General features: G+C 58.3%; 18 protein-coding genes. 5 read left to right on the forward strand and 13 right to left on the reverse strand.

What is annotated here, in order from left to right; genetic code table 11:
• From rsmB to def, 4 genes are read right to left on the reverse strand one after another with little or no spacing between them, the layout of a single operon-like run.
• Positions 1-1,383 carry a 16S rRNA (cytosine(967)-C(5))-methyltransferase RsmB gene (gene rsmB / locus NQT62_RS03900; protein ID WP_256763271.1) on the reverse strand — a complete coding sequence of 461 codons (1,383 nt, stop codon included), beginning with the start codon at positions 1,381-1,383 and terminating at the stop codon, positions 1-3.
• The gene (gene htpX / locus NQT62_RS03905) at positions 1,380-2,249 is read right to left on the reverse strand and encodes a zinc metalloprotease HtpX (RefSeq protein ID WP_256763272.1); all 870 of its coding nucleotides are present in this window, start codon (positions 2,247-2,249) and stop codon (positions 1,380-1,382) included. The genes rsmB and htpX overlap by 4 nt, the downstream gene beginning before the upstream one ends.
• Positions 2,250-2,296: 47 nt before the next feature.
• Positions 2,297-3,256, reverse strand: a complete 960-nt coding sequence (gene fmt, locus NQT62_RS03910; protein WP_256763543.1) for a methionyl-tRNA formyltransferase — start codon at positions 3,254-3,256, stop codon at positions 2,297-2,299.
• Positions 3,257-3,283: 27 nt separating this feature from the next.
• Positions 3,284-3,790, reverse strand: coding sequence for a peptide deformylase (gene def / locus NQT62_RS03915; protein WP_256763273.1), 507 nt, complete (start codon positions 3,788-3,790; stop codon positions 3,284-3,286).
• Between the two features lie 84 nt (positions 3,791-3,874).
• Between def and dprA the strand changes: the two genes are divergently transcribed.
• Both dprA and NQT62_RS03925 read left to right on the forward strand, forming a co-directional pair.
• Positions 3,875-4,957 (forward strand): DNA-processing protein DprA, encoded by a 1,083-nt coding sequence (gene dprA / locus NQT62_RS03920; protein WP_256763274.1) that lies wholly within the window; start codon positions 3,875-3,877, stop codon positions 4,955-4,957.
• A 131-nt stretch (positions 4,958-5,088) separates the two neighbouring features.
• On the forward strand, positions 5,089-7,644 hold the full coding sequence (locus NQT62_RS03925) for a DNA topoisomerase III (protein WP_256763275.1): 2,556 nt from the start codon (positions 5,089-5,091) through the stop codon (positions 7,642-7,644).
• Between the two features lie 28 nt (positions 7,645-7,672).
• On the opposite strand, the gene mnmC1 is transcribed toward NQT62_RS03925, so the two are convergent.
• The 6 genes from mnmC1 to NQT62_RS03955 form a co-directional block, all read right to left on the reverse strand.
• Positions 7,673-8,719, reverse strand: coding sequence for an FAD-dependent 5-carboxymethylaminomethyl-2-thiouridine(34) oxidoreductase MnmC1 (gene mnmC1 / locus NQT62_RS03930; RefSeq protein ID WP_256763276.1), 1,047 nt, complete (start codon positions 8,717-8,719; stop codon positions 7,673-7,675).
• Positions 8,716-11,394 carry a CHASE domain-containing hybrid sensor histidine kinase/response regulator family protein gene (locus NQT62_RS03935; protein ID WP_256763278.1) on the reverse strand — a complete coding sequence of 893 codons (2,679 nt, stop codon included), beginning with the start codon at positions 11,392-11,394 and terminating at the stop codon, positions 8,716-8,718. Before NQT62_RS03935 ends, mnmC1 begins: the two co-directional genes overlap by 4 nt.
• Before the next feature lie 77 nt (positions 11,395-11,471).
• Positions 11,472-12,494, reverse strand: a complete 1,023-nt coding sequence (locus NQT62_RS03940) for an MBL fold metallo-hydrolase (RefSeq protein ID WP_256763279.1) — start codon at positions 12,492-12,494, stop codon at positions 11,472-11,474.
• A 7-nt stretch (positions 12,495-12,501) separates the two neighbouring features.
• The gene (locus NQT62_RS03945) at positions 12,502-13,344 is read right to left on the reverse strand and encodes an SDR family oxidoreductase (protein WP_256763281.1); all 843 of its coding nucleotides are present in this window, start codon (positions 13,342-13,344) and stop codon (positions 12,502-12,504) included.
• A 2-nt stretch (positions 13,345-13,346) separates the two neighbouring features.
• Positions 13,347-14,213, reverse strand: a complete 867-nt coding sequence (locus tag NQT62_RS03950) for an alpha/beta hydrolase family protein (RefSeq protein WP_256763283.1) — start codon at positions 14,211-14,213, stop codon at positions 13,347-13,349.
• Positions 14,214-14,369: 156 nt separating this feature from the next.
• Positions 14,370-14,954, reverse strand: coding sequence for a cytochrome P460 family protein (locus NQT62_RS03955; protein WP_256763284.1), 585 nt, complete (start codon positions 14,952-14,954; stop codon positions 14,370-14,372).
• A 261-nt stretch (positions 14,955-15,215) separates the two neighbouring features.
• On the opposite strand from NQT62_RS03955, the gene NQT62_RS03960 reads away from it, so the two are divergent.
• From NQT62_RS03960 to yihG, 3 genes are read left to right on the forward strand one after another with little or no spacing between them, the layout of a single operon-like run.
• Positions 15,216-16,607 (forward strand): alkaline phosphatase PhoX, encoded by a 1,392-nt coding sequence (locus tag NQT62_RS03960; RefSeq protein ID WP_256763285.1) that lies wholly within the window; start codon positions 15,216-15,218, stop codon positions 16,605-16,607.
• Positions 16,608-16,630: 23 nt separating this feature from the next.
• Entirely contained in the window at positions 16,631-18,364 is a 1,734-nt protein-coding gene (locus NQT62_RS03965; protein WP_256763286.1) for an alkaline phosphatase D family protein, read from the forward strand.
• Between the two features lie 54 nt (positions 18,365-18,418).
• Positions 18,419-19,324: a 1-acylglycerol-3-phosphate O-acyltransferase, YihG family gene (yihG, locus tag NQT62_RS03970; RefSeq protein ID WP_256763287.1), complete on the forward strand. Its 906-nt coding sequence runs from the start codon at positions 18,419-18,421 to the stop codon at positions 19,322-19,324.
• Positions 19,325-19,347: 23 nt separating this feature from the next.
• Here yihG and NQT62_RS03975 read toward each other — a convergent pair whose 3' ends face one another.
• The 3 genes from NQT62_RS03975 to NQT62_RS03985 are packed head-to-tail and all read right to left on the reverse strand — an operon-like array spanning position 19,348 to position 21,595.
• Entirely contained in the window at positions 19,348-19,890 is a 543-nt protein-coding gene (locus tag NQT62_RS03975; protein ID WP_256763288.1) for a copper chaperone PCu(A)C, read from the reverse strand.
• Position 19,891: 1 nt separating this feature from the next.
• Complete coding sequence (locus tag NQT62_RS03980; RefSeq protein WP_256763289.1) at positions 19,892-20,596, reverse strand: DUF4197 domain-containing protein; 705 nt, start codon at positions 20,594-20,596, stop codon at positions 19,892-19,894.
• Positions 20,597-20,653: 57 nt separating this feature from the next.
• Positions 20,654-21,595 carry a patatin-like phospholipase family protein gene (locus NQT62_RS03985; protein WP_256763290.1) on the reverse strand — a complete coding sequence of 314 codons (942 nt, stop codon included), beginning with the start codon at positions 21,593-21,595 and terminating at the stop codon, positions 20,654-20,656.
• Positions 21,596-21,720: the final 125 nt, after the last annotated feature.

Genomic DNA, 21,720 nt, shown 5'->3' on the forward strand with positions numbered 1-21,720 from the left:
TCAGGAATGGGCGCGTTTGCGAAATTTGGCGTAGAAAAATCCATCCGGAGAAGTGGCCGCGTCGGCCAGCGGATACACCACACCCGGCGCATCCAGCGGCGTTGCATCGGGGTGTTTGTCAGTGAATGCCTTGGTCAGCAAAGGACCCTCTTCTCGAAAGATGGAACAGGTAACGAGCAAAAGTGTACCGTTGGGCTTGAGGGTCGACCACAAAGCATCCAGGATAGTGTGTTGTATCCGCGACAAGTTGGCCGAATCGTCCGGTCTGCGCAACCAGGGAATGTCGGGGTGGCGGCGCACAACCCCCGAACCGGTGCAGGGCACATCGGCCAGAATGGCATCAAACGGTGTGCCGTCCCACCAATCGTTCAACGCTTCAGCCTTGGCGGCCGTCATGTTGAAACGCCAATCGCCATCCAGCGTTGGCGCAATGCGCTCCACGTTATCGGCTACCCGGTTTAAGCGGGACTCGCTGCTGTCCAGCGCCAGCAAGTCAATATTGGCCAGTTCCAGCAAGTGGCCGGTCTTACCACCCGGTGCAGCACAAGCATCCAGCACACGTTGGCCATTCTGCAAGTCCAGAAGGGGTGCCGCCAGTTGGGCAGCGCTGTCCTGCACCGACACTTCCCCCTGCGAAAACCCGGGCAATGCATCCACCGGGCAGGGTTGCGCCAGCAGCACCGCCTGCGGACCGATCACACGGCCAGTCATGCCATTTTCAGCCAGGTAATCCACATACTGTTGGGCTGTACCAATGCGGCTGTTCACCCGCAACACCATGGGTGGGTGCTGTGCCGCCTGGTTCAACAGCGCCTCACCTTGAATAGGGTGCTGGTCCATGACCTTGCGCACCCACCAACCTGGCAGGCTCCAGCGGGCCTGCGGGTTTTTCAGTGCCTGGTTCACCCAGTGGGGCGTATCCCGCAAAAAATTGCGCAGGCAAGCATTGACCAAGCCTTTGCCGGCCACCAACGTGGGCTCGGCCGCACATGCATTCACCAGTTGATTAACCACCGTGTGGGACGGATACTTGGGCGCATCGCTGGGCCATAGCAGACCCAGGCCCAGGCCCAAGGTGGTTTCCAGCAGTGGCGGGTTCAAACCAGGCTTCTGGGTAAGTATCTGCACCAACACCTGTGCACGGCCCCACTGGCGAATGCCGTTGGTGGCCAAATCACGAACAGCCCCGCGAACGGCAAACGACTGTTCGTTGCCCAGGTTTTGGGTCAAGGCTTGGTCCAGGGAGCGTCCATGGTGCAGCACGGCAGTCATGGCTTTGGCGGCCAGCAGCAAGCTGTAAGCCAGGTCGGTTTCCTGCAACCGCAACAACGGAGCGGCAGGGGACGTGGGGGCGGTGCGGCCTCGCGTGGGGCGGCCGCTCACTGCAAACCGCCGCGAGCAGGCTGCTGCTCGGCAAGTTCCATCAGGCGAGCAACACGCTCTTCAGTGGGCGGGTGGGTTGAAAACAGGCTGGCAATACCGCCTCCGGACAAGGGGTTCATGATCATCATCTGTGCAGTTTCCGGATGGGCTTCGGTGGTTTGAAAAGGAATGCCTTGGGCATACCGGTGAATTTTGTCGAGAGCACTGGCCAGTGCAGCCGGGTCGCCGCTGATTTCGGCACCCCCGCGGTCGGCCTCAAACTCGCGCGCGCGGGAAATGGCCATTTGAATCAGCGAGGCGGCAATCGGTGCCAACAACGCCACAGCAATACTGGCAATGGGGTTGGCCGGGCGGCCGTTTTCATCGCGACTACCAAACAGCATGGCGAAATTGGCCAGGGCCGAGATGGCACCGGCCATGGTGGCGGACACCGTAGAAATCAAAATGTCGCGGTGTTTCACGTGGGCCAGTTCATGGGCCATCACACCCCGCATTTCACGGGCGGACAACACCTTCAAAATGCCCGTGGTGGCGGCCACAGCCGCATGTTCCGGATTGCGGCCGGTGGCAAAGGCGTTGGGCGCCGGGTCGTTGATGAGGTACACACGGGGCATGGGCAACTCGGCGCGGCGCGCCAGGTCAGCCACCATGTTGTAAAACTCCGGTGCATTGCTGGCATCCACCTCTTGCGCGTTGTACATGCGCAGCACCATTTTGTCCGAGAACCAATAGGCCCCGAAGTTCATCACCACGGCAAAGGCCAGCGCCATCAGCATGCCGCCGCGCCCGCCCAGCATACCGCCCAGCACCATGAACAGCGCCGTGATGGCGGCCATCAGCATGAAGGTTTTCATCCAGTTGAACATGTCGTCATTCCTGTGAATTCAAAGTGCTTGTCAAGAGTTTTGACCTGTCAGGCGGCCAAACAGTTTCCAGCCTGAAGGCCCATGGCCTGCGCCACTTGTTGAGCTGGCGCACGGCGTGACCCTGCTTTTTGCAGGGTGGCCACGCACAGCGCCCCTTCGCCACACTGCACCACCATGCCCTGCGCATCCACCGCCAAAACAGTGCCGGCTGACGCCTGCCCACGAGCACTGTGGGCAACCACCGGGTCAAAACATTTTAAAAGTTCGCCACCAAATTGCGTACTGGCCCCGGGGAAAGGGTCGAATGCGCGCAGGCGGCGCTGCAACACAGCAGCCGGCTGGGTCCAGTCAATCTCGCCTTCGGCCTTGCTGATTTTGTCAGCATAGGTAACGCCCTGTTCGGGCTGCACCTCAAAGTGCAGCTCGCCCTGGGCCAACTGTTGCAGGGCTTGCACCATCAGTCGCCCACCCAAATCGGCCAGTTTGTCATGCAGGGTGGCGGTGGTGTCGCTGGGCAAAATCGGCAAAGCCTCGCAAAGGCCCACAGGGCCTGTGTCCAGCCCGGCCTCCATCTGCATGATGCACACACCCGTCTGCGCGTCACCCGCTTCAATGGCGCGGTGGATGGGCGCCGCACCACGCCAGCGCGGCAACAGGCTGCCATGAATGTTGAGGCAGCCCAAGCGCGGTGCATCCAACACAGCTTGCGGCAAGATCAGACCATAAGCCGCCACAATCAACACATCCAGTGGCTGGCCATCTGCAGACATTTTCAGGGCCTGCAAGGCTTGCTCGGCCTCATCCCCTTTTTTCAGGCTGAGGGGTTGTAACACGGGAATGCCATGTTCCTGTGCCAATTGTTTCACTGGGGAGGCTGTTAGCTTCATCCCGCGCCCGGCAGGGCGGTCCGGTTGGGTCAGCACCAGTTTGACCGGGTAACCCGCATTCAACAGGTGCTTCAGCGCCACACGCGCAAATTCGGGTGTGCCGGCAAAGCCCACATTCAAGGTGTTGGAATTCATGGCGTGTGCGGTTCAGGCGTTGGCCCGTTCCTGCTTTTTCAGTTTGTTTTTGATGCGGGTTTGCTTCAGCTGCGAGAGGTATTCCACAAACACCTTGCCATTGAGGTGGTCAATCTCATGTTGGATGCACACGGCCAACAAACCATCGCAATCGATTTCAAAAAACTCGCCTTTCACATTTTGAGCCCGAATGCGCACTGTATCGGGCCGGGTCACGGTTTCATAAATGCCGGGTACGGACAAACACCCTTCATCATAGTCCTTGGCTTCATCACTGGCCTGAATCACTTCGGGATTCACAAACACGATGAGACCGGATTTGTCCTCAGACACATCCACCACCACCAGCCGCTTGTGGACATTCACTTGTGTGGCAGCCAAGCCCACGCCGGGGGCTTCGTACATGGTTTCGGCCATGTCCTGTACCAGCCTGGCAAGCTTGTCATCAAACTGGGTGACTGGGGTGGCAACCGTTTTCAGGCGCGGATCGGGGTAACGCAAAATGGGAAGCAATGCCATTGCAATGCACTCGTACTGACTTCAATAATGGAAGGATACCGCTTCTGTGCCCAAAATGCTTCGAAGGTTCGCTCGGAGTTGCCCTTGAACCCGCTGCTAACCGCCCTCAACATCGCCTACAACACCCTGGTTCCGCTGCCCCAGCGGCAAGCGGCTGCCTTCGGTCAGGCGAGCTTTCATGGCTGGCCGGAACACGCGCCCATCCACACCTTTTATGAGCGGGCACAGCGGTGGCTCGATGAAGGCCCCAACCGCTTCTGGCTGGCCCCCGGCAGCACCGGATACCCCGACAGCTTGAAAGCATTGCCCAACGCGCCGCTCATGCTGTTTGGGCATGGTCAGGCTGAACTGTTGCACACCCGCAGCATTGCACTGGTGGGCAGCCGCAATGCCACCCGGATGGGCCTTCGCACCGCGCAGGACCTTGCCGCCAGCCTGGCAGGCCACAACTGGACCATCGTGAGCGGGCTGGCAGAGGGCATCGACGGTGCCGCCCACACCGGCGCTCTGGACGCTGCAGGCGCGACCATCGCCGTGCTGGGTTGCGGGCCTGATGTGGTCTACCCCAGCTGCCACCACCGGCTGGCGGCCAACATCCTGGCGAGCCAGGGGCTCATCCTGTCGGAATACCCCCCGGGAACGGCCCCCATGTCGGGCTTTTTCCCCCAGCGCAACCGCATCATCGCCGCCCTCAGCGACGCGCTCGTGGTAGTGGAGGCGGCGGTGCGGTCGGGCAGCTTGATCACCGCGCGGCTGGCGGGCAATCTGGGCAAGCCGGTGCTGGCCATTCCCGGCTCCATCCACAGCAGCCAGAGCAAAGGCTGCCATGCCATGATCCGCGAAGGTGCGATTCTGGTGGAAACAGCCCAGCAAGTGCTGGATGAGGCACTGGCCCAATTACCACCGGGCAAACCGGGGCCCAGGCACAGCCCGGGGGTGTTGTGTACAACCGACAACGACGGGGTCTTGGCCGCCGGGGAGTCTGCAACGGCCAGCAGCCCACAAGCCAGCGGATTGCTGAAGCACTTGGACACCCAGGCCCAAAGTGTGGATGAACTGGCCCAGTTGGCGGGTTTAAGCCCTGAAGACACCCTGTGCGCCCTCACAGAGCTTGAGCTGGACGGCCTTGTACTGTGCGAAGCCCACGGTCGATGGATTCGGGTCTGAATTGGAGGATCTCACCCAGTTCAAGCGGAAAGCCTTGATTTGTCCAAGGCATGGCACTTACACTTCGGCGCACATGGCTCCAAAAAGTAAACGAGCCCCATTGATGCACTGGCACCCACAAGAGACCCCAATTGAGTAGCGATAGCCCCAAGAAGTTGATCATTGCAGAAAAGCCCTCGGTGGCTGCTGACATCGCGCGTTCGCTGGGGGGCTTCACCAAGCACGACGATTATTTCGAAAGTGAAGACTACGTGCTGTCCTCAGCCGTGGGGCACTTGGTGGAAATCAAGGCGCCCGAAGAATTTGAAGTCAAGCGCGGCAAGTGGAGCTTTGCCAACCTGCCGGTGCTGCCACCGCATTTCGACCTGAACCCCATCGCCAAGACCGAATCCCGCTTGAAGGTGCTGAACAAGCTCATCAAACGCAAGGATGTGGTTGGCCTGATCAACGCCTGTGACGCGGGCCGCGAAGGTGAACTGATTTTCCGTTTGATTGCCCAGTTTGCGAAAAGCAACAAACCGGTAGAACGGCTGTGGTTGCAGTCCATGACCCCAGCGGCCATTCGCCAGGCCTTTGAGCACCTGCGCACCGATGCCGAAATGCGCCCCCTGGCCGATGCGGCCCGTTGCCGCTCGGAAGCCGACTGGCTGGTGGGCATCAATGGCACACGCGCCATGACGGCATTCAACAGCAAGGAAGGCGGTTTTTACCTCACCACGGTGGGCCGCGTGCAAACCCCCACGCTGACGATTGTGGTGGAACGGGAAGAGAAAATCCGCAAGTTTGTGCCCCGCACTTACTTTGAAGTGAAAGCCAGTTTTGGTGCGCAGGCCGGTGCGTATGAGGGCAAGTGGTTTGACCCCGGCTTTAAGCGCAGTGACGACCCCGAGCAACGAGCCGACCGGCTGTGGGACGAGGCCAAGGCCAAGGCCATTGTGGAAGCCTGCGACGGCAAACCCGGCACGGTGGAGGAAGAAAGCAAGCCGACCACCCAAATTGCGCCCCAACTGTTTGACCTCACCAGCCTGCAGCGCGAAGCCAACAGCCGCTTTGGCTTTTCCGCCAAAAATACGCTGGGCCTGGCCCAGGCCCTGTACGAAAAGCACAAGGTGTTGACCTACCCGCGTACCGACTCCAAGGCCTTGCCTGAAGACTACATGGGCACGGTGAACCAGACCTTGAAGTCCTTCGTCGGCCTGGATCGTGGTCACATTGCAGCCGCGTATGGCCCGTTCTGTGAAGAAATTCTGAAGAACAACTGGGTGAAGCCCAACAAGCGGGTGTTCGACAACAGCAAAATTTCGGACCACTTTGCGATCATCCCCACGCTGCAAGTGCCCAAAGCACTCAGCGAGCCGGAACAAAAACTCTACGATTTGGTGGTCAAGCGCTTCCTGGCCGTGTTCTTTCCGGCTGCGGAATACAACGTAACCACCCGCATCACCACCGTGGAAAACCACCGCTTCAAAACCGAAGGCAAAGTGCTGGTCAAACCTGGTTGGCTGGCCATTTATGGCCGTCAATCGGCTGGTGATGACGACAGCCTGGTGCCTGTGAACGCCGGTGAAAAAGTGAGCACTGACGAGATTGAAGCACTCCGCCTGCAAACCAAACCACCCGCCCGCTATTCGGAAGCCACCCTGCTGTCGGCCATGGAAAGCGCTGGCAAAATGCTGGACGACGATGAACTGCGCGACGCCATGGGAACCAAAGGCTTGGGCACACCAGCCACCCGCGCCGCCATCATTGAAGGTTTGCTGGTTGAAAAATACCTGGTGCGCGAAGAACGCGCCCTGGTGCCCACCGCCAAGGCCTTCCAGTTGCTTACACTGCTGCGCGGCCTGGATGTGGAAGAACTGACCAAGCCCGAATTGACCGGCGAATGGGAATACAAGCTGTCCCAAATGGAGAAGGGCGAACTCTCGCGCGATGAATTCATGCACGAGATCAAAAAAATCACCCAAACCATCGTGGACCGGGCCAAGAACTACGATGAAGACACCATTCCCGGTGATTACGCCACACTAAAAACGCCTTGCCCGAATTGCGGCGCGGTGGTGAAAGAAAACTACCGCCGCTTTGCCTGCACCAGCTGCGAGTTTTCCATCAGCAAGGTGCCCGGTGGGCGACAGTTTGAAGTCGATGAAGTGGAAACCCTGCTGCAAGAGCGTGAGCTGCCCATGCTGGATGGTTTCCGCAGCAAAATGGGTCGCCCATTCTCGGCGGTGCTGCGCTTGAGCAGCGAGCACAAACTGGAATTCGACTTCGGCCAAAGCCGGGACGATGACGATGCCGAGGAAGTGGATTTTTCAGGCCAAACCCGCCTGGGTCCTTGCCCCAAATGCGCAGCCAGCGTGTTCGAAATGCCCACCACCTACGTCTGCGAAAAATCGGTGGGGCCCAACAAGTCCTGCGACTTCAGGTCGGGCAAGGTCATTCTTCAGCAGCCCATTGAGCGCGAGCAAATGGAAAAGCTGTTGTTGGACGGCAAAACCGACTTGCTGAGCCGCTTCGTATCCTCCAAAACTCGCCGCGCTTTCAAAGCCTTTTTGGTGAAAAAGCCTGACGGCAGTATTGGCTTTGAATTTGAGCCGAAAGGCGAGAAGAAGCCTGCTGCGAAAGGCGCTGCCGGGAAAACGGCCAGCAAAACCACCAAGGCCAAAAAAGCAGCCACCAGCGAGGAATAACCTGTTCTGGTTTTGTCGCGATTCAGGCTCAAACCTTGAGCCTGGATCGTGGTGTGAGCCTGCGTAGCAATGGGTTCTCGGGTGGACATTGTTCGATCCAGTCTGCCACCAACTCGCCGCCCAGTGCGGCCCAGAGCAAGCCGCGGGATGCAAACCCAGTGGACAAATACACATTGTCCAAACCCGGCACCGGGCCGATGGCAGGCAAGCGGTCGTGCCACACAAACCGCAGCGCGGTTCGCTGGTCCAAACGCTCGCCCAATGGCCAATCTGGCAAGGCCGATTGGAATCGCCGAAGGTTGTCAGAATCGGCTTCATCGGTGCAACCCATGTGCGTGACTGGGCGTTCATACGTGGCACCCAGCAACATCCAGTCATCTTCAGGCGGTGAAATCGCGTAGGTTTCGCCACTGAGCACATGCGGTAACCGTTGCCCGTTCTGCAGGGCGTGCCGCGTAATTTGCCCTTTCACCACACCCGTGGCTGCACCGGGTACCGGTGCCAAATCCAGGCTGTGCTGTGCACACGCCACCACCACCGATGAATAGGCAGTCAGTTCATCCAGGCTTCCCACTGCGTGCTGACTGTGCAGCGTTAATTGCTCACCACAGGCCTGCAAATTGGCTTGCACCCACCGTGGTGGCTTCACCCAGCCGCCTGTCGGGAAAAAATATCCGGCGTGGGGCGAAGGCAGGTGCTGGCCGGGTTCAGACCATTGCACCTCGTCACTTGGGCGCTGCAGCAGGTGCAACGTTTCTTTTGCGCGGCCGGCCTCCGGGCTGGGAATGGTGAGCAAATGGCCTGGGGTGTCCCAATCGGTGCCACGTGCCAGCAAACCCTGTGCGGTCAGTTCACCCAACGCGTTCAGGGTGGCTTGGAATCCCAGGCGGGAGAGCTGCGACAACGGGGAATCCCCACGCGTGACGTGGGGGTGAAAAGCCCCCACCCAGTTGCCCGATGCACCGTGCGCTGGCTGTTCCGCTTCAAACAGGTCCACAGCCCAACCCCGTTTGCACAAAGCCAAGGCAACAGCGCTGCCGGCAATGCCCGCGCCAATCACGGCGACGCGACTCATGTCGATTCGCTGGCTGGGCTGCGTCGCCCAAGGAACTTCAACAGGGTCTTGGACAGCATGCCCAGGTTGACTGGTTTGGTCAGGTAGTCGTTCATGCCGGCTTCACGGCATGCCGCTTCGTCTTCCTGCATGGCAGCGGCTGTCAGTGCAATGATGGGCAATGTGGCTGCCGAGCCGGGCAAACGGCGAATGTCCCGTGTTGCATCCAGACCGTTCATCACCGGCATGTGCACATCCATCAACACCAGTTCAATGCTGTGATCATTTCGAACCGCCATGACAGCCTCTTGCCCGTTCTCGACCACTGACACGCGAATGTTCATGCGGCCCAGCAATGCTTTGATGACCTGTTGATTCAGCCGGTTGTCCTCGACCACCAACACATGGCGATTGTCCAACGCCCCGGGGGCACTCGCATCGTCACCGTGGGTCAGCAGACCAGACGGCGCCTGCACCGCATGCACGTGCATGCGGCATGTAAAGCGGAAGCAACTGCCGGCCCCCGGGGTTGATTCCAGCGACAAGGCGCCGCCCATCAACTCGATCAGCTTGTTGCCCAAAGCCAAGCCCAGGCCCATACCGCCATATTCGCGGGTGGCCGTGTTGTCGACCTGTTCAAACGGCTGAATCAAGCGGGGCAACAACGCAGGGTCCAATCCAATCCCCTGGTCGCGCACTTCGGTCATCAACGTGATGCTGGAACCTAGATTGCCCTGAATACTGATGTGCACGTGGACTGTGCCCTGCCGTGAAAACTTCAGCGCATTGCTCAACAAAATATTAAGCACCTGCCGATAGCGAACGGGGTCACCCTCCAGCGGGTCTGGCACCGCTGGGTCCAAGGTCAAGGTCACCGGGACACCCTGCAGCTTGGCCTCACGCTCCAGGCTTTTTAGCACATGGGCCATCAGGTCCCGCAGGCTGAACTGGCTGGGTTCCAGCTTCAGGGCACCCGACTCAATCCGGGTGAAGCTCAGCACGTCATCGACCATGGCCAGCAGTCGACGAGATTCAGCCTGGCTTTGCAGCAGTTTTTCGCGGGTTTCTGCATCCTGGTTTTGGCCCAGCAACAAACTGTTCAGGCCGATGATGGCATGCAACGGGGTGCGGATTTCATGGCTCATATTGGCCAAAAACTGGCTTTTGGCTTGGTTGGCCATTTGCAGTTCCCGGGTACGTTCCAGCACCAGGTCCTGAAGTTTGAGTCGGTAGTGTTCCAGTTCCCGCTCATTGGCCTGTCGCAAGGTGATGTCGTGCACCACACATTCCACCGATTGCAATTGCCCATCGGGGCCCACCACGGCATGGATAAACCCCTCCACCACACGGTCGTCCTGGTCTGGTGTGACCACGTCGCGAATGAATTTGGAGTTGACCCGATTGGCCAATGTAAGCCCGATGGCCTTGGCCAGTTCGCTGCCCGGTGCCGTTTCGTGAATCACGGACAGCACCTGCTCACCCAGCGCCAGGTCAGGCAGACCCAAGAGGTTTTTCAGTGTGGGGCTGAGATAAGTCACTCGGCCATGGGCATCCAGGCGCAAAAAAGCAAACTGGCTTTGCAAGCCTTCCACCAGCCCGGTGAACTTCGCTTCGCTGGCTTGCAACGCTCGATTGTGACGATCCAGCAAACGCCGCTGGCGGGCCAGGGAGGCAATGCTTGCGAACAACAGCGCATCAATCAGCGTGCCAGCAATCAACACCAAGCGAGGCGTGTTGCTAGGCACCGACGCCAGCAAAGCGGGCGTGGCTTCATACACCACCAGCCAGGTTCGACCGGGCAGCTCCAGGTTCTCTCGGTGTTCCAATCGTTGGGCAACGGGCACTTGGTCAGCACTGTCAGTGGAGTCGTACAAGAGGTGTTCCGGTGCCTCCACCGCATCGTCATACAAACGGAAGTGAACTGCGGCGGCCTTTTGAAGCCCCAGTACACCGGTCATCAAATCCTTGGTGCGAAAAGGGCTGAACACATACCCCTGAATCGCGTGGCGGCGTTCATCGGGAGTGGCAAATGGTACATTCTTCCGATACACCGGTTGATACATCAAAAAACCCGCCTGTGGATCGACACCATTTTCCTGTCTCAATTGCACCAAGCCAGACACCGCGGTGCTGTTGCTGTCCATGGCTTTGTCCATGGCCGCCTTGCGGACCGGATCGGAATACATGTCAAAGCCAAAAGCACGCTGGTTGCGCACATCAAAAGGCTCCAGAAACACGATCGAACTGTAATGGTCCCGTTGGCCAGGCGGCGTCACGGTGTAATCGGGGAATCCCTCCGAACGCACGGACTGTATGTGGCTGTCCAGCTCCCCGGGCTTTAAAAATGCGGCATACCCGAGCCCCTGGATACCGGGCAGTACAGCCTGCAACCTCAGGTTTGACACATAGTCGGCCCATTGCTGCCGATTGACTGTGTCCATGGTTTTGAAGAGGGCGGCGCCACTACGCAAGGCTTGCTCGTAGTCCCGCATGCGGGTCTGAATGCGGATGGTGGCATCCTGGGTTTCGAACTGGAACCGTTCCGCCAAGTTGCGTTCCACGGCTTGTCGGGCCACATACCAGCCAGCCACGGTAATGCCCAGCGACATGGCCAGTACGATCCAGGCCGTCACCTCATTGTGAACGATGTCCACCAATGCATGCTTGGCACTGGTGCGTCGGGAAGGTTTACTCATCAAGACCGCGAATTCAAGGATTTTGGCCGCTCTGCGCAGCCAACCCTAGTATGCTGGAATAAGGTCGGGCGTGCGCCTTAAAAATTAACTTTCTTCCACGCTTGGAGAACTGTCAGGGAAACACCATCCCGGCGTGCAAAAGCCTGCAAACGCGTGATGGTGCGGTCCAGATGATCCACCAGCTCCGGCATGGGCCGAAGCGTTTGCAGCGCCCCCCCCTTCATCAGGGGGAGGGTGAAATCGTCCCAATGAATCAAGTACACCGTTTTCGCACCCGTGTCCTTGACCATTTCCTGCCAATATCGGGCTGCATGCTCCTCGTCCAGTTTGCCCAGCCCGCCAGTGCCCAAAAATACAACCGGTACTGTCAAACCGGCGTTTTGACCAGGCACATAACCGGCACTGGGCTGGATCAACGCCAGGGGTTGAGCGCCAGTGCGTTGGTGATACACCACAAAACTGTAGCTCATGCCTTCTTTGAAGGCCAAGGCGTGGGCCGGTAAGCGAAGCGGTTCATCATTGTTGCCGCCCGTAAACCCGGTGGGCGCATGCGCTGAGCCCAGGACGCGAATGGTGAAGTCGCCCACCGGAATACTCTGTGGGATGTTCAGCAAACTGATCTGGTGAGCGGGCACTTGCTGACCCAGCGCAATCTGACGGGTGGATGCAGAGCCATACAAACGAGATGCTGGCTGTTGTTTGACAAGGTAAGGCGCATCCAGTGCGTGGTCGTAATGGGAGTGGGCAACAAACACGGCCGAAAACTCCGCTGGCGTGCCCAGCACAGTGAATGCACGGCCCAAGGTGCTGTTCACACGGTCTTTGTTCACATCCAACCGGGAGAACATCACCTCGAGCAGCGAAGGCCTGGAAAAAAATCCATCCAGCAGCCATTGGGTCTTTCCATCGGTCCACAGGAATGAGGACGTGCCCAGAAAAAGCGCGGCAATGCCCTGTGACGGGGCTGGACCCACAGGCTGCAGGACTGCAGTGTCATTGTCCACCTCGGGTAGCGGAGGATAACGATTGGCCTGCACGGCGATGAAACCGCCCAACACAGCCAGCAGCACCAACAGGGTCAACAAGAATTTCTTCAGCATGTCCGGTTCAATCCAGGAAAAAATCCCGCTGAATCTGCTGGCTGCCCGGCACAGTGGCGTAGTGATCAAAATTACTCACGCCCGCTTGCCGCAACACGGCTTCATCAATAAAAAACTGGCCAGTTCCATCGGGATCGCTTGCTGTACGCTGCAGAATGTGCACAGCGGCATCGGCCATGATGGCGGGCTCTCTGCAGTGCTCTGGCAACACGCCAGGAATCATCTGCATGGCAGCGGTGTAAATCGCGGTTTGTGGCCACAACGCATTCACCGCAATTCCCTGGTGCTTGAATTCTCGCGCATGGCCCAGCACGCACATGCTCATGCCATATTTGGCCATGGTGTAAGCCACATGCGGCGCAAACCAGTTGGGGTTCAAGTTCAGCGGTGGCGACAGGTTAAGGACGTGCGGATTGCGCCCGGCCTTGCCCGAGGCTCGCAGATGCGACAAGCACGCCTGCGTGCTGGCATAGGTGCCTCGCACATTGACGCCAAACATCAAGTCGAACCGCTTCATGGGCGTCATGTCCGTTGGCGTCAGGTGTATGGCACTGGCATTGTTGATCAACACATCCAAACCATTGAAATGCTCGGCAGAACGGTTCACTGCCGCCTGCAGTGCCAGTTCATCACGAATATCCACCTGAATGGGCAAACAACGACCACCAGCCGCTTCAATGGCGGCTGCAGCGGTGTACAACGTGCCCGGCAGCTTGGGGTTCGGCTCGGCGGTTTTGGCAGCAATCGTGATATTGGCCCCTTCTTGGGCCAATCGACAGGCAATCGCAAGCCCAATACCCCGAGACCCACCCGTTACAAACACATTTTTTCCGGACAGTGAACGGTCCATGCTTACTCCTCCAGCAAGCTCAGGGCCAAAGGCCACACGGCTTGCTCCATGCTTTTGCGAAAAAATCCGAAATGTCCGATGCGTTTGAGTTTTAACTCGGCCGGGTCCAGGCGACGGTGTTCAATGCGGTTTTGAGGATACATCTCGAAGATGTCTTCTGTGTTTCGGGCCGACATCAACTCATCATCGGTAAAGCTCAACACCTTGAACGGCAATCGCATGGCCTGGTATTGCGCACGGATGGCCTCGCCCTCCACGCCAGCCAGGTAATACCGGTTTAAGCACCAGCGCCGCCACTGGTAGGCCACCCGTGCCGGCAAATCCGCCACCATGTTCACCGTGTTGCCGGGAAAATAACCAAACAGCGGGGTCAAGGTTGGCACCATCACCAGCCACAACAACCAAGCCTTGGATTTCAAGGCCCAATCCGCGTGCAACCAGTATCCGGTTCCCGTGGCGATACCGGCCATTTGATCAATCAGGTGTCGGTCCGGCATGGTGCCCACAATCTGGCAACCCAGGCTGTGGCCCAGCCAAATCAATCGACCAGCGGCTTGCGCCTTGGCATGTTTCAACACCGAATTGGCATCCTGCAGCATCCAGGTGGTGATGTCTGTGTCAACCGTTTTGACGTTGTTGGTGCCTTTCTCCATGCCCCGGTAATCGAAGCAGTACACCTCAAACCCTTGACGCGACAACCAACTGGCAAATGGGTGATAAAACGACTGCGGAGCGCCCATGGCCGCTGAAATAACCACGGTGGCTTTGGCCGGTTGTTGCGGACTGAACCGATTGACCTGAAGGGCATAGCCATCGGGCGCGCTCACGGTTTGAGCCTGCGCGATATGGGCTTGAAAATGGGCATTCATGGATGTCTCCGTGGCGGTCGCACCTCTTGGCGGGCGCGTGTGAGCACATCATAGACCGAGAATGGGTTGGTATCGGGTGACCATAAAAAAACCGCTCCAATTGGAGCGGTTTTTCGCAATCGACTCACAGCCGCGGAGGCTGCAAGCGAACCCGGATTACTTGGTGACCAAGGCCGCCAAGTGGGCTTCTTCCACGGACATTGCCACTTTGCCAGCGTGGCCATCCAGCAGGGCAGCTGCCTTGCGGGTGTCAAAGTATTTGTCGTAGTGGAACACAAAGTCTTTGTCAGCCAACGGCATGTGGCAACCGCGGCAAGTGGCGTAATCCACTTTGGCGGGCTCACCATTGGCTTCAAACGCAGAGTACACCCAATCACCAGTCTTCATGCCTTCAGGCGCGGTTGTACCCCAGTCCTTGCCTTTGTACATCACAAACACCTTTTCCAGGTTTGCTTTGGCCAGTTTGCCATCCGCACCTTTGTTGGCTTTGTAAATTTCCATCACGCTGACGGTGCCGTTGGGGAACGCTTCGCCCTTCTGGGCCGATGCACCGGTTTTGTTGATGTAAATGTCCCGAATGTGACCGGTCGGCTTTTCAATACCCGCCAAAAACACGGGCCATGTCGAGTAATCCGATGGTTTGGCCAGTTCACCGTCCTTCGGTGCGGGTCCAAACATGCCTCCGGCGGCACAGCCCGCCAACACAACGGCAGCAGAGGCTGCCAATGCAAATTTTTTCATTGTTGTATTCCCCCAAGATTGTCCATGCAATAGCCATGGATACTTGGAAACATAGCGCCCACGCGGTTTCTTGGCAACTGTTGTCTGGACCGAAGTCCAGATGCAAGGGTAAACCCTAATCGCGACGTCAGGCCATTACCCTGTTTATGTGACAGCTCGCATGACAAATCCATGAACTGTCACTTGGAGCCGCACGCCAAAAACCAAATGCGCACTTCCACAGTAATAAAGCTGTCTTCATGTTGTTGATATTGTCTCGCCATGCCACTTCCCACACCCAATTCTCACCGCCGCACGCTGCTGAAAACGTTTCTGTATGGCGCCAGTGCCAGCACGCTACCTTGGCTGACTGGTTGCGGCAGCGACGGTACTTCACCCGTGGCTGCTGGTGGCACTGTCACACCGTCGGGCAGCAACCGGTTTGGTGGCACTGCGGTGAACACCGCCCAGTTCCGCTTCCGCAACATCGGCCCCTTGGGCGAGGCCGACGCAAACGGCGTGCGTGTGGCACAAGGCTTTACCACCCGCGTGGTCGCCATCAGCAACATGCCACCAGCATCGGGTGCCACACCCTGGCACATTTTCAACGATGGCGGCGGCGTGGTGCCTCGAGACAATGGCGGCTGGATTTACTGCTCCAACAGTGAAGTACCCGGCGTGGGCACCCTGGGCTTTCAGGTACCCCAGTTGGCCCCCTTGGCCAATCCGATTGAAAACCTGGTTCCCGGCCTGGGCGGTGCCAGCGCCCTGGTGTTCGACCCGGATGGCACCGTGGTGGACAGCTATCGGATCCTTACCGGTACCACCTTCAACTGTGCTGGCGTGATCACACCCTGGAAAACCTGGTTGAGCTGCGAAGAAATTCCCACTGGACTGGTGTGGGAATGCGATCCATTCGGGCAAAACGCCGCTCGCTCCCTGCCCACACTGGGGCTATTCAGCCACGAAGCAGTGGCCATTGATAGCAGCCGCAAACTGATTTACATGACCGAAGACATGCCGGATGGCCGTTTTTACCGCTGGGTGCCTGCAGCCAACGACTGGCCATCGGGCGCGGCACGCCCCATGTTCAACCAAGGCTTGCTCCAAGTGCTGAAAGTGGGTGGTGCCGGTGTGGAAGGCGCATTGAAGTCACCACAGCCCTACACCTGGGTGGCTGCAGCCAACCCTGGTTCACCCCAATCGGACAACCGCCTGCCTGACACCACGGTGTTTGATGGTGGTGAAGGGGTGTGGTACCAGAATGACCGCGTATTTTTCACCACCAAAGGCGACGACCGCTTGTGGATGTTGAACACCAGCGCCCAAACCATTGAAGTGGCTTACGACCTGTCGACGGCCAAAGCGCCGAACAACATCCTGTCGGGTGTGGACAACATCACCATGACGCCATTTGGCGAGGTCCTGGTGTGCGAAGACGGCGGCGACATGCAAGTCGTGGTGGTGTATCCCGACGGAGTATTGGTGCCATTGCTTCAAATCGTGGGGCAAGACCAATCTGAAATTGCCGGTATTTCGTTCAGCCCCGACGGCAAACGCATGTACTTCACCAGCGACCGTGGCGGCCCCAATCCCGCGGGTGGCTACGGTCTGGGCTTTGGCATGCTCTACGAGCTTCAAATTCCAGACAGCGTGCCCAACGTCATCCTGTAACCCGATTCGCCAGAGAAAACACCATGTCCGCACCACGACGCAAACGCACCCGTGCACTCAAAAAACCCGGGCTCACCCGACGAGCCTTTCTGCGCGGTTTGGGTTTGGGCGCCGCCACCATGGCGGGTGCCACTGCACTGAGTGGCTGTGGTAGCGACAACAACAGCACCCCTGTTGATGCGCGCACCAACCCCAACGAGGTTCCAACACAGAAAGTGTCGTTCTTGCACAGCGTGGCCAGTGGTGACCCCACCGCCAACAGTGTGATGCTGTGGACTCGGATTACACCCGAAAACACCAACCGCAGTGTGGCGGGCCAGGTGGATGTGTTCAAGGATGAGGCCTTGACACAAACGGTTAAAACACTGCCATTTCAAACCGATGCCAGCCGCGACTTCACCGTCAAGCTGGACTGTACCGGCCTGGAGGCCGACACCATTTATTTCTACCAGTTTCTCAGCAACGGCGTTCGCAGCCCCAAAGCCCGCACACGCACCATGCCCAGTACAGCCAGCAAGCGTGCGCTAAATCTGGGTGTGGTCAGCTGCTCCTCATTGGGCCATGGGTTTTTCAATGCCTATGCGCAACTGGCCAAGCGCAACGACTTGGATGCCATCGTTCACCTGGGCGATTACATTTACGAATACGGCACCAATGAATACGGCAGTGTTCGGCCCTATGAACCTGCAAACGAAATCACGACGCTGGCCGATTACCGCATGCGCCATGCGCAGTACAAACGCGATGAAGACCTGGCTGCCCTGCACTTAAAGTTCCCCTTCATCACGATTTGGGACGACCACGAATCGGCTGATAATTCGTACACCGAGGGGGCCAACAACCACACCGAAGGGGCAGAGGGCAAGTGGGTGGACCGCAAGGCCTTTGCACAACAGGCCTACGATGAATGGATGCCCATCCGACTGCCAGAGCCCGGCAACCGCAACAAGATTTTCCGCCACATTCCACTGGGCGGTTTGGCCGATCTCTTCCTGCTTGATACCCGCCTGTACGATCGGGATACTCCTGCCGGTACGCCGATCAACCCAGCTGAAGGGAACACCTCCAGCACGGATCGACACATGATGGGTGAAGAGCAATACAACTTCCTCATCAACGGTTTGCGCCAGTCACAAACCCCTTGGAAACTGGTGGGTAACCAGGTGGTGTTTCACCAGTGGATTCTCAAACCCGGCGTGAACAATCCCGCGCCCGGTCCGGTGAATGATGTGCTCGGCCCCTCCGGACTGAATGGCGACGCTTGGGATTCCTACGGTGCCGAACGTCAACGCATCATCAACGCACTGAAAGGTGCCGATGGCGGCGCTGCCGTCAACAATGTGGTGATTTTGACGGGCGATGTGCACAGCGCCTGGGTGGCAGACATCACGGACAACCCAAACCTGCCCATCAGCCAGGCGGGCGGTTACAACCCACTGACTGGCGATGGCAGCGTTGCGGTTGAGTTTGTCGTCACCTCGGTGACCTCGCCTGGTTTGCCCATCCCCGATGAGGTGGTTCAAGCCATTCGGCTTACCAGCCCGCACATCAAGCACGTGAAAATGAGCGAGCGCGGCTACAGCCTGCTGAAAGTTACCGAAGACAAAGTGACGTGCGAATACTGGGCGGTCAGCACCATCACCGAGCGTGGTGGTAGCGAACAACTGTCCGCCAGCTTTGATGTGATCAAAGACAGCAACCGGATCCAGTCCGGCCTGCCAGGGCTTCCCGGACCGTTGGCAGGACTATTGGGCTAGCATGTCGGGTAAGATCCGGTTTCACCTGTATTGACGGCAACCGGATCTTCCAACATGGCCTTGTCCAAGCTTCTACCCAAACACTTCACTGGCATTCTCACGGTGGTCCTCATGACCACCTGCATCACATTCTGGTTTGTGGTCATGCTGCCGTTCATCGTGCTGCGTTTGGTGCCCCTGCATGCCATGCAGCGCTGGGCCTCAGGCTGCTGTGTTGCCATTGCCACCTGGTGGGTGGGCAGCAACAAACAAATCTACGCACTGATGCATGGCGGCCAACAGGCCACTGTCAACATCCAGGGCCAGTTCAAACCCCACAGCAGCTATTTGGTGGTCAGCAACCACAGCGCTTGGGCCGACATCGTCGTCCTGTTTGACGTGCTGCATGGACACAGCCCGTTTGGGCGTTTTTTCCTGAAGCAACAACTGATGTGGGTGCCTATTGTGGGCGTGGTGTGCTGGGCCATGGATTTTCCCTTCATGAAGCGCCACAGCCGCCAGGCCATCGCCAAAAACCCAGCCCTGGCCACGCAGGACCTGGAAACCACTCGACGGGCCTGCGCCGTTTACAAAGAAAGCCCGGCCACCGTCATCAACTTTCTGGAAGGCACCCGCTTCACGCCAGCCAAACAGGCCAAAACCAAATCACCATACCAACACTTGCTCAGCCCCAAGTACGGCGGTCTGTCGGCTGCATTGAACGCCATGGGTGAACAGTTTGCTGGTTTGGTGAATGTGACCATTGCATACAAGCCCGTGCAGGGCAACATCACCTGGTCGTGGCTGTGCGGTCAACAGGTTGGCATGCACGTCGAGATTGAAATTCTGGACATCCCAACCGACATGATTGCTGGTGATTTCGGCGGCGACCCAGTTTTCAAAGCGGCGTTCAAGCAGTGGGTCAACGGCTTGTGGGCCGACAAAGATGCCTTGTTAAGCCGCTTGAAGCAAGGTCAGTGACTTTCTTCGACCCGCCCCGTGCCTCAGTGTTGATGAGCCCCGCTTGCGGCACCGGCAGGGCCTCGCACCGTCGCTTTCACGGGCATGTCGATTTTCGTGCCATCGGGTTTCTCAAACAGCAGGTTCAAGTCCACTTGCTGCCCGGCTTCCACAGCCCCCTTGAGGGCCATTAGCATCAGGTGGTTACTGCCAGGCTTTAATTCCAGTGCCTTGCCCGGTTCAATCTCCAGGCGTTCCAGCATGCGCATGCGCATCACATCACCATCCATGCGCATTTCATGAACTTCAGCCACTTCAGCCACCGGGGTAGACACGCCCACCAAAGCCAGCTTTTCGGACGATTGAATGGTTAGGTAACCGCCGGTGGCATCCTGCTCCGCCAGCGCAGGGCGCACCCAGGCGTTGCTCACCGTGATCGGTCCCTGCGTTTGCGCGTCCGCCGGTGTGGCCACCGCCACAGTACCCCCTGCTGATGCAGCGTGTTCATCGTGCCTGGAACAGGCTGCCAACCCCAGGATGGACAGACCCGTCCAACAAACCAAAGCCACTGTCGTCTTCAAATCCATCTCAACCACCAAACACTTTTTTCAAAATCGAGGCGCCCGCCGCGGCCGGGTTGGCGCGAATTGATTTTTCCTCTTCTGCAATCATGTGGTACAGGCCATCCAGTGCCTTGCCTGTCACATACCCATCCAGATTGGCTTCCTCCGGTTTTAACAAACCGAATTTGCTGCCTTTTTCGGCCAGTGCATTGTATTGCTGGGTCACGCCCACTTGCGCTGTTTTGGCCTTCACAATCGGCATCAACAGGGTGGTCAAGTCGGCCTGTGTTTTGCTGCGGAAGAAATCGGTCACCGCCGTGTCGCCACCTTGCAGCACCTGCTTGGCATCCTGCACGCTCATGTTCTGAATGGCCTTTTGCAACAGGGTTTTGGCTTGGGGAACGGCCGCCTCAGCGGCCTGGTTCATGGATGTTTCCAGCGTGTCCAGCTGGCCGCTCATGCCCACCATCTTCAGCATTTTCTTGCTACTTTCCACGGCAGGGGGCAGGGGAATGTGCACGGCCGGATTGTTCAAAAAACCACCGCTTTTGCCCAGGCTGGCCACGGCAGACTCGGCACCCTTGCTCAGGGTGGTCCGCAAGGCCGAGGCCGCATCGGTGTTGCTGATGCTGCTCAAGTCTGCAGCAAAAGCCACGCTGGATGCAGTCAGCATGGCGACGAATGCGGCGCAACGGCTGGTTGCCAACAACAGTTCAGTGATTCGGGGCATGGCGGGGTCTCCGGTGTGATCAACCCTGTCAGTGTAAGGCATGCACAACCCAACAAGTCAGGGCTTTGCCATGCCAACGGCTTGCGCCGCTAAACGTTGACGGCTGCTGGCAATCGCCTGCTGAATTTGCGGCACCATGCCCTGCGCCACCCGTTCGCCCTCCAGCAGAAACTCATGGCGCTGGTCTAGGTTCAGCGCATCAGCATGTTGAACACTGGGTTGAATCACCACATCTGCACGTGCCAACTCGGCCTTGATGGCCTGCTGACTCAAGATATTGATGCTTTGGTCCAGCAAACCCCACCACCCCATATTGCCAACACCTTTCTTGGGTCGGGCCGAAATATCCACGGCAATCACCACATCGGCGCCCATGTCGCGGGCTGTGTTCACCGGCACAGGGCTCACCAAACCGCCATCCACGTACTGGCGGTTGCCAATCTGCGTGGGTAAAAACACGTTGGGAATGCTGCAGGAGGCACGAACCGCCTGCCCGGTGTTGCCGTAGTTGAACACCACCTTCTCGCCACTGGCCAGGTCGGTGGCCACGGCCGCGTAACGCAAAGGGAAAGCCTGAATCGGCTTGTTCTTCACCTGCACATTCACAAATTGCTGCAATTTCTCGCCGATCAGGAAGCCTTTGCTGCTCAAAGTCAGATCTCGAATGTCGTTTTCGGTCATGTTCAGGGCCGCGCGCTGCAATTCAAATGCACTCATGCCACTGGCGTACAGGGCACCCACAAAGCTGCCTGCACTGGTGCCCACCACGATCTGCGGTTTAATCCCCTGGCTTTCCAGCACCTTGATCACGCCCACATGGGCAAAGCCTTTCACGCCACCGCCGCCCAGCACCAACGCCACCACGGGTTCACGCACCTTCACGGGCTCGGCCACTGGCGCAGCAGGCTCGGGTGTGGGGTCGCGATTGAATGCTGCGCAGGACGCCAGAAACAATGCCGACAAACCCAGCGAAAACAGCGTGAACACCTTGATTTTCATGACTTTTAGGGGAATTAGACCTGTTGGGCCGGAAGTTTACTGCAGTGCAGCAGCAGCGTGTGGATACGACCCACTAATGTGCACAAGGTTCCACTTGCCGCAGGCCGAAAGCCCATTGTAAGCTG

Origin of the sequence: Limnobacter humi (genome assembly GCF_024518835.1) — a bacterium.
Classification (GTDB): domain Bacteria; phylum Pseudomonadota; class Gammaproteobacteria; order Burkholderiales; family Burkholderiaceae_B; genus Limnobacter; species Limnobacter humi.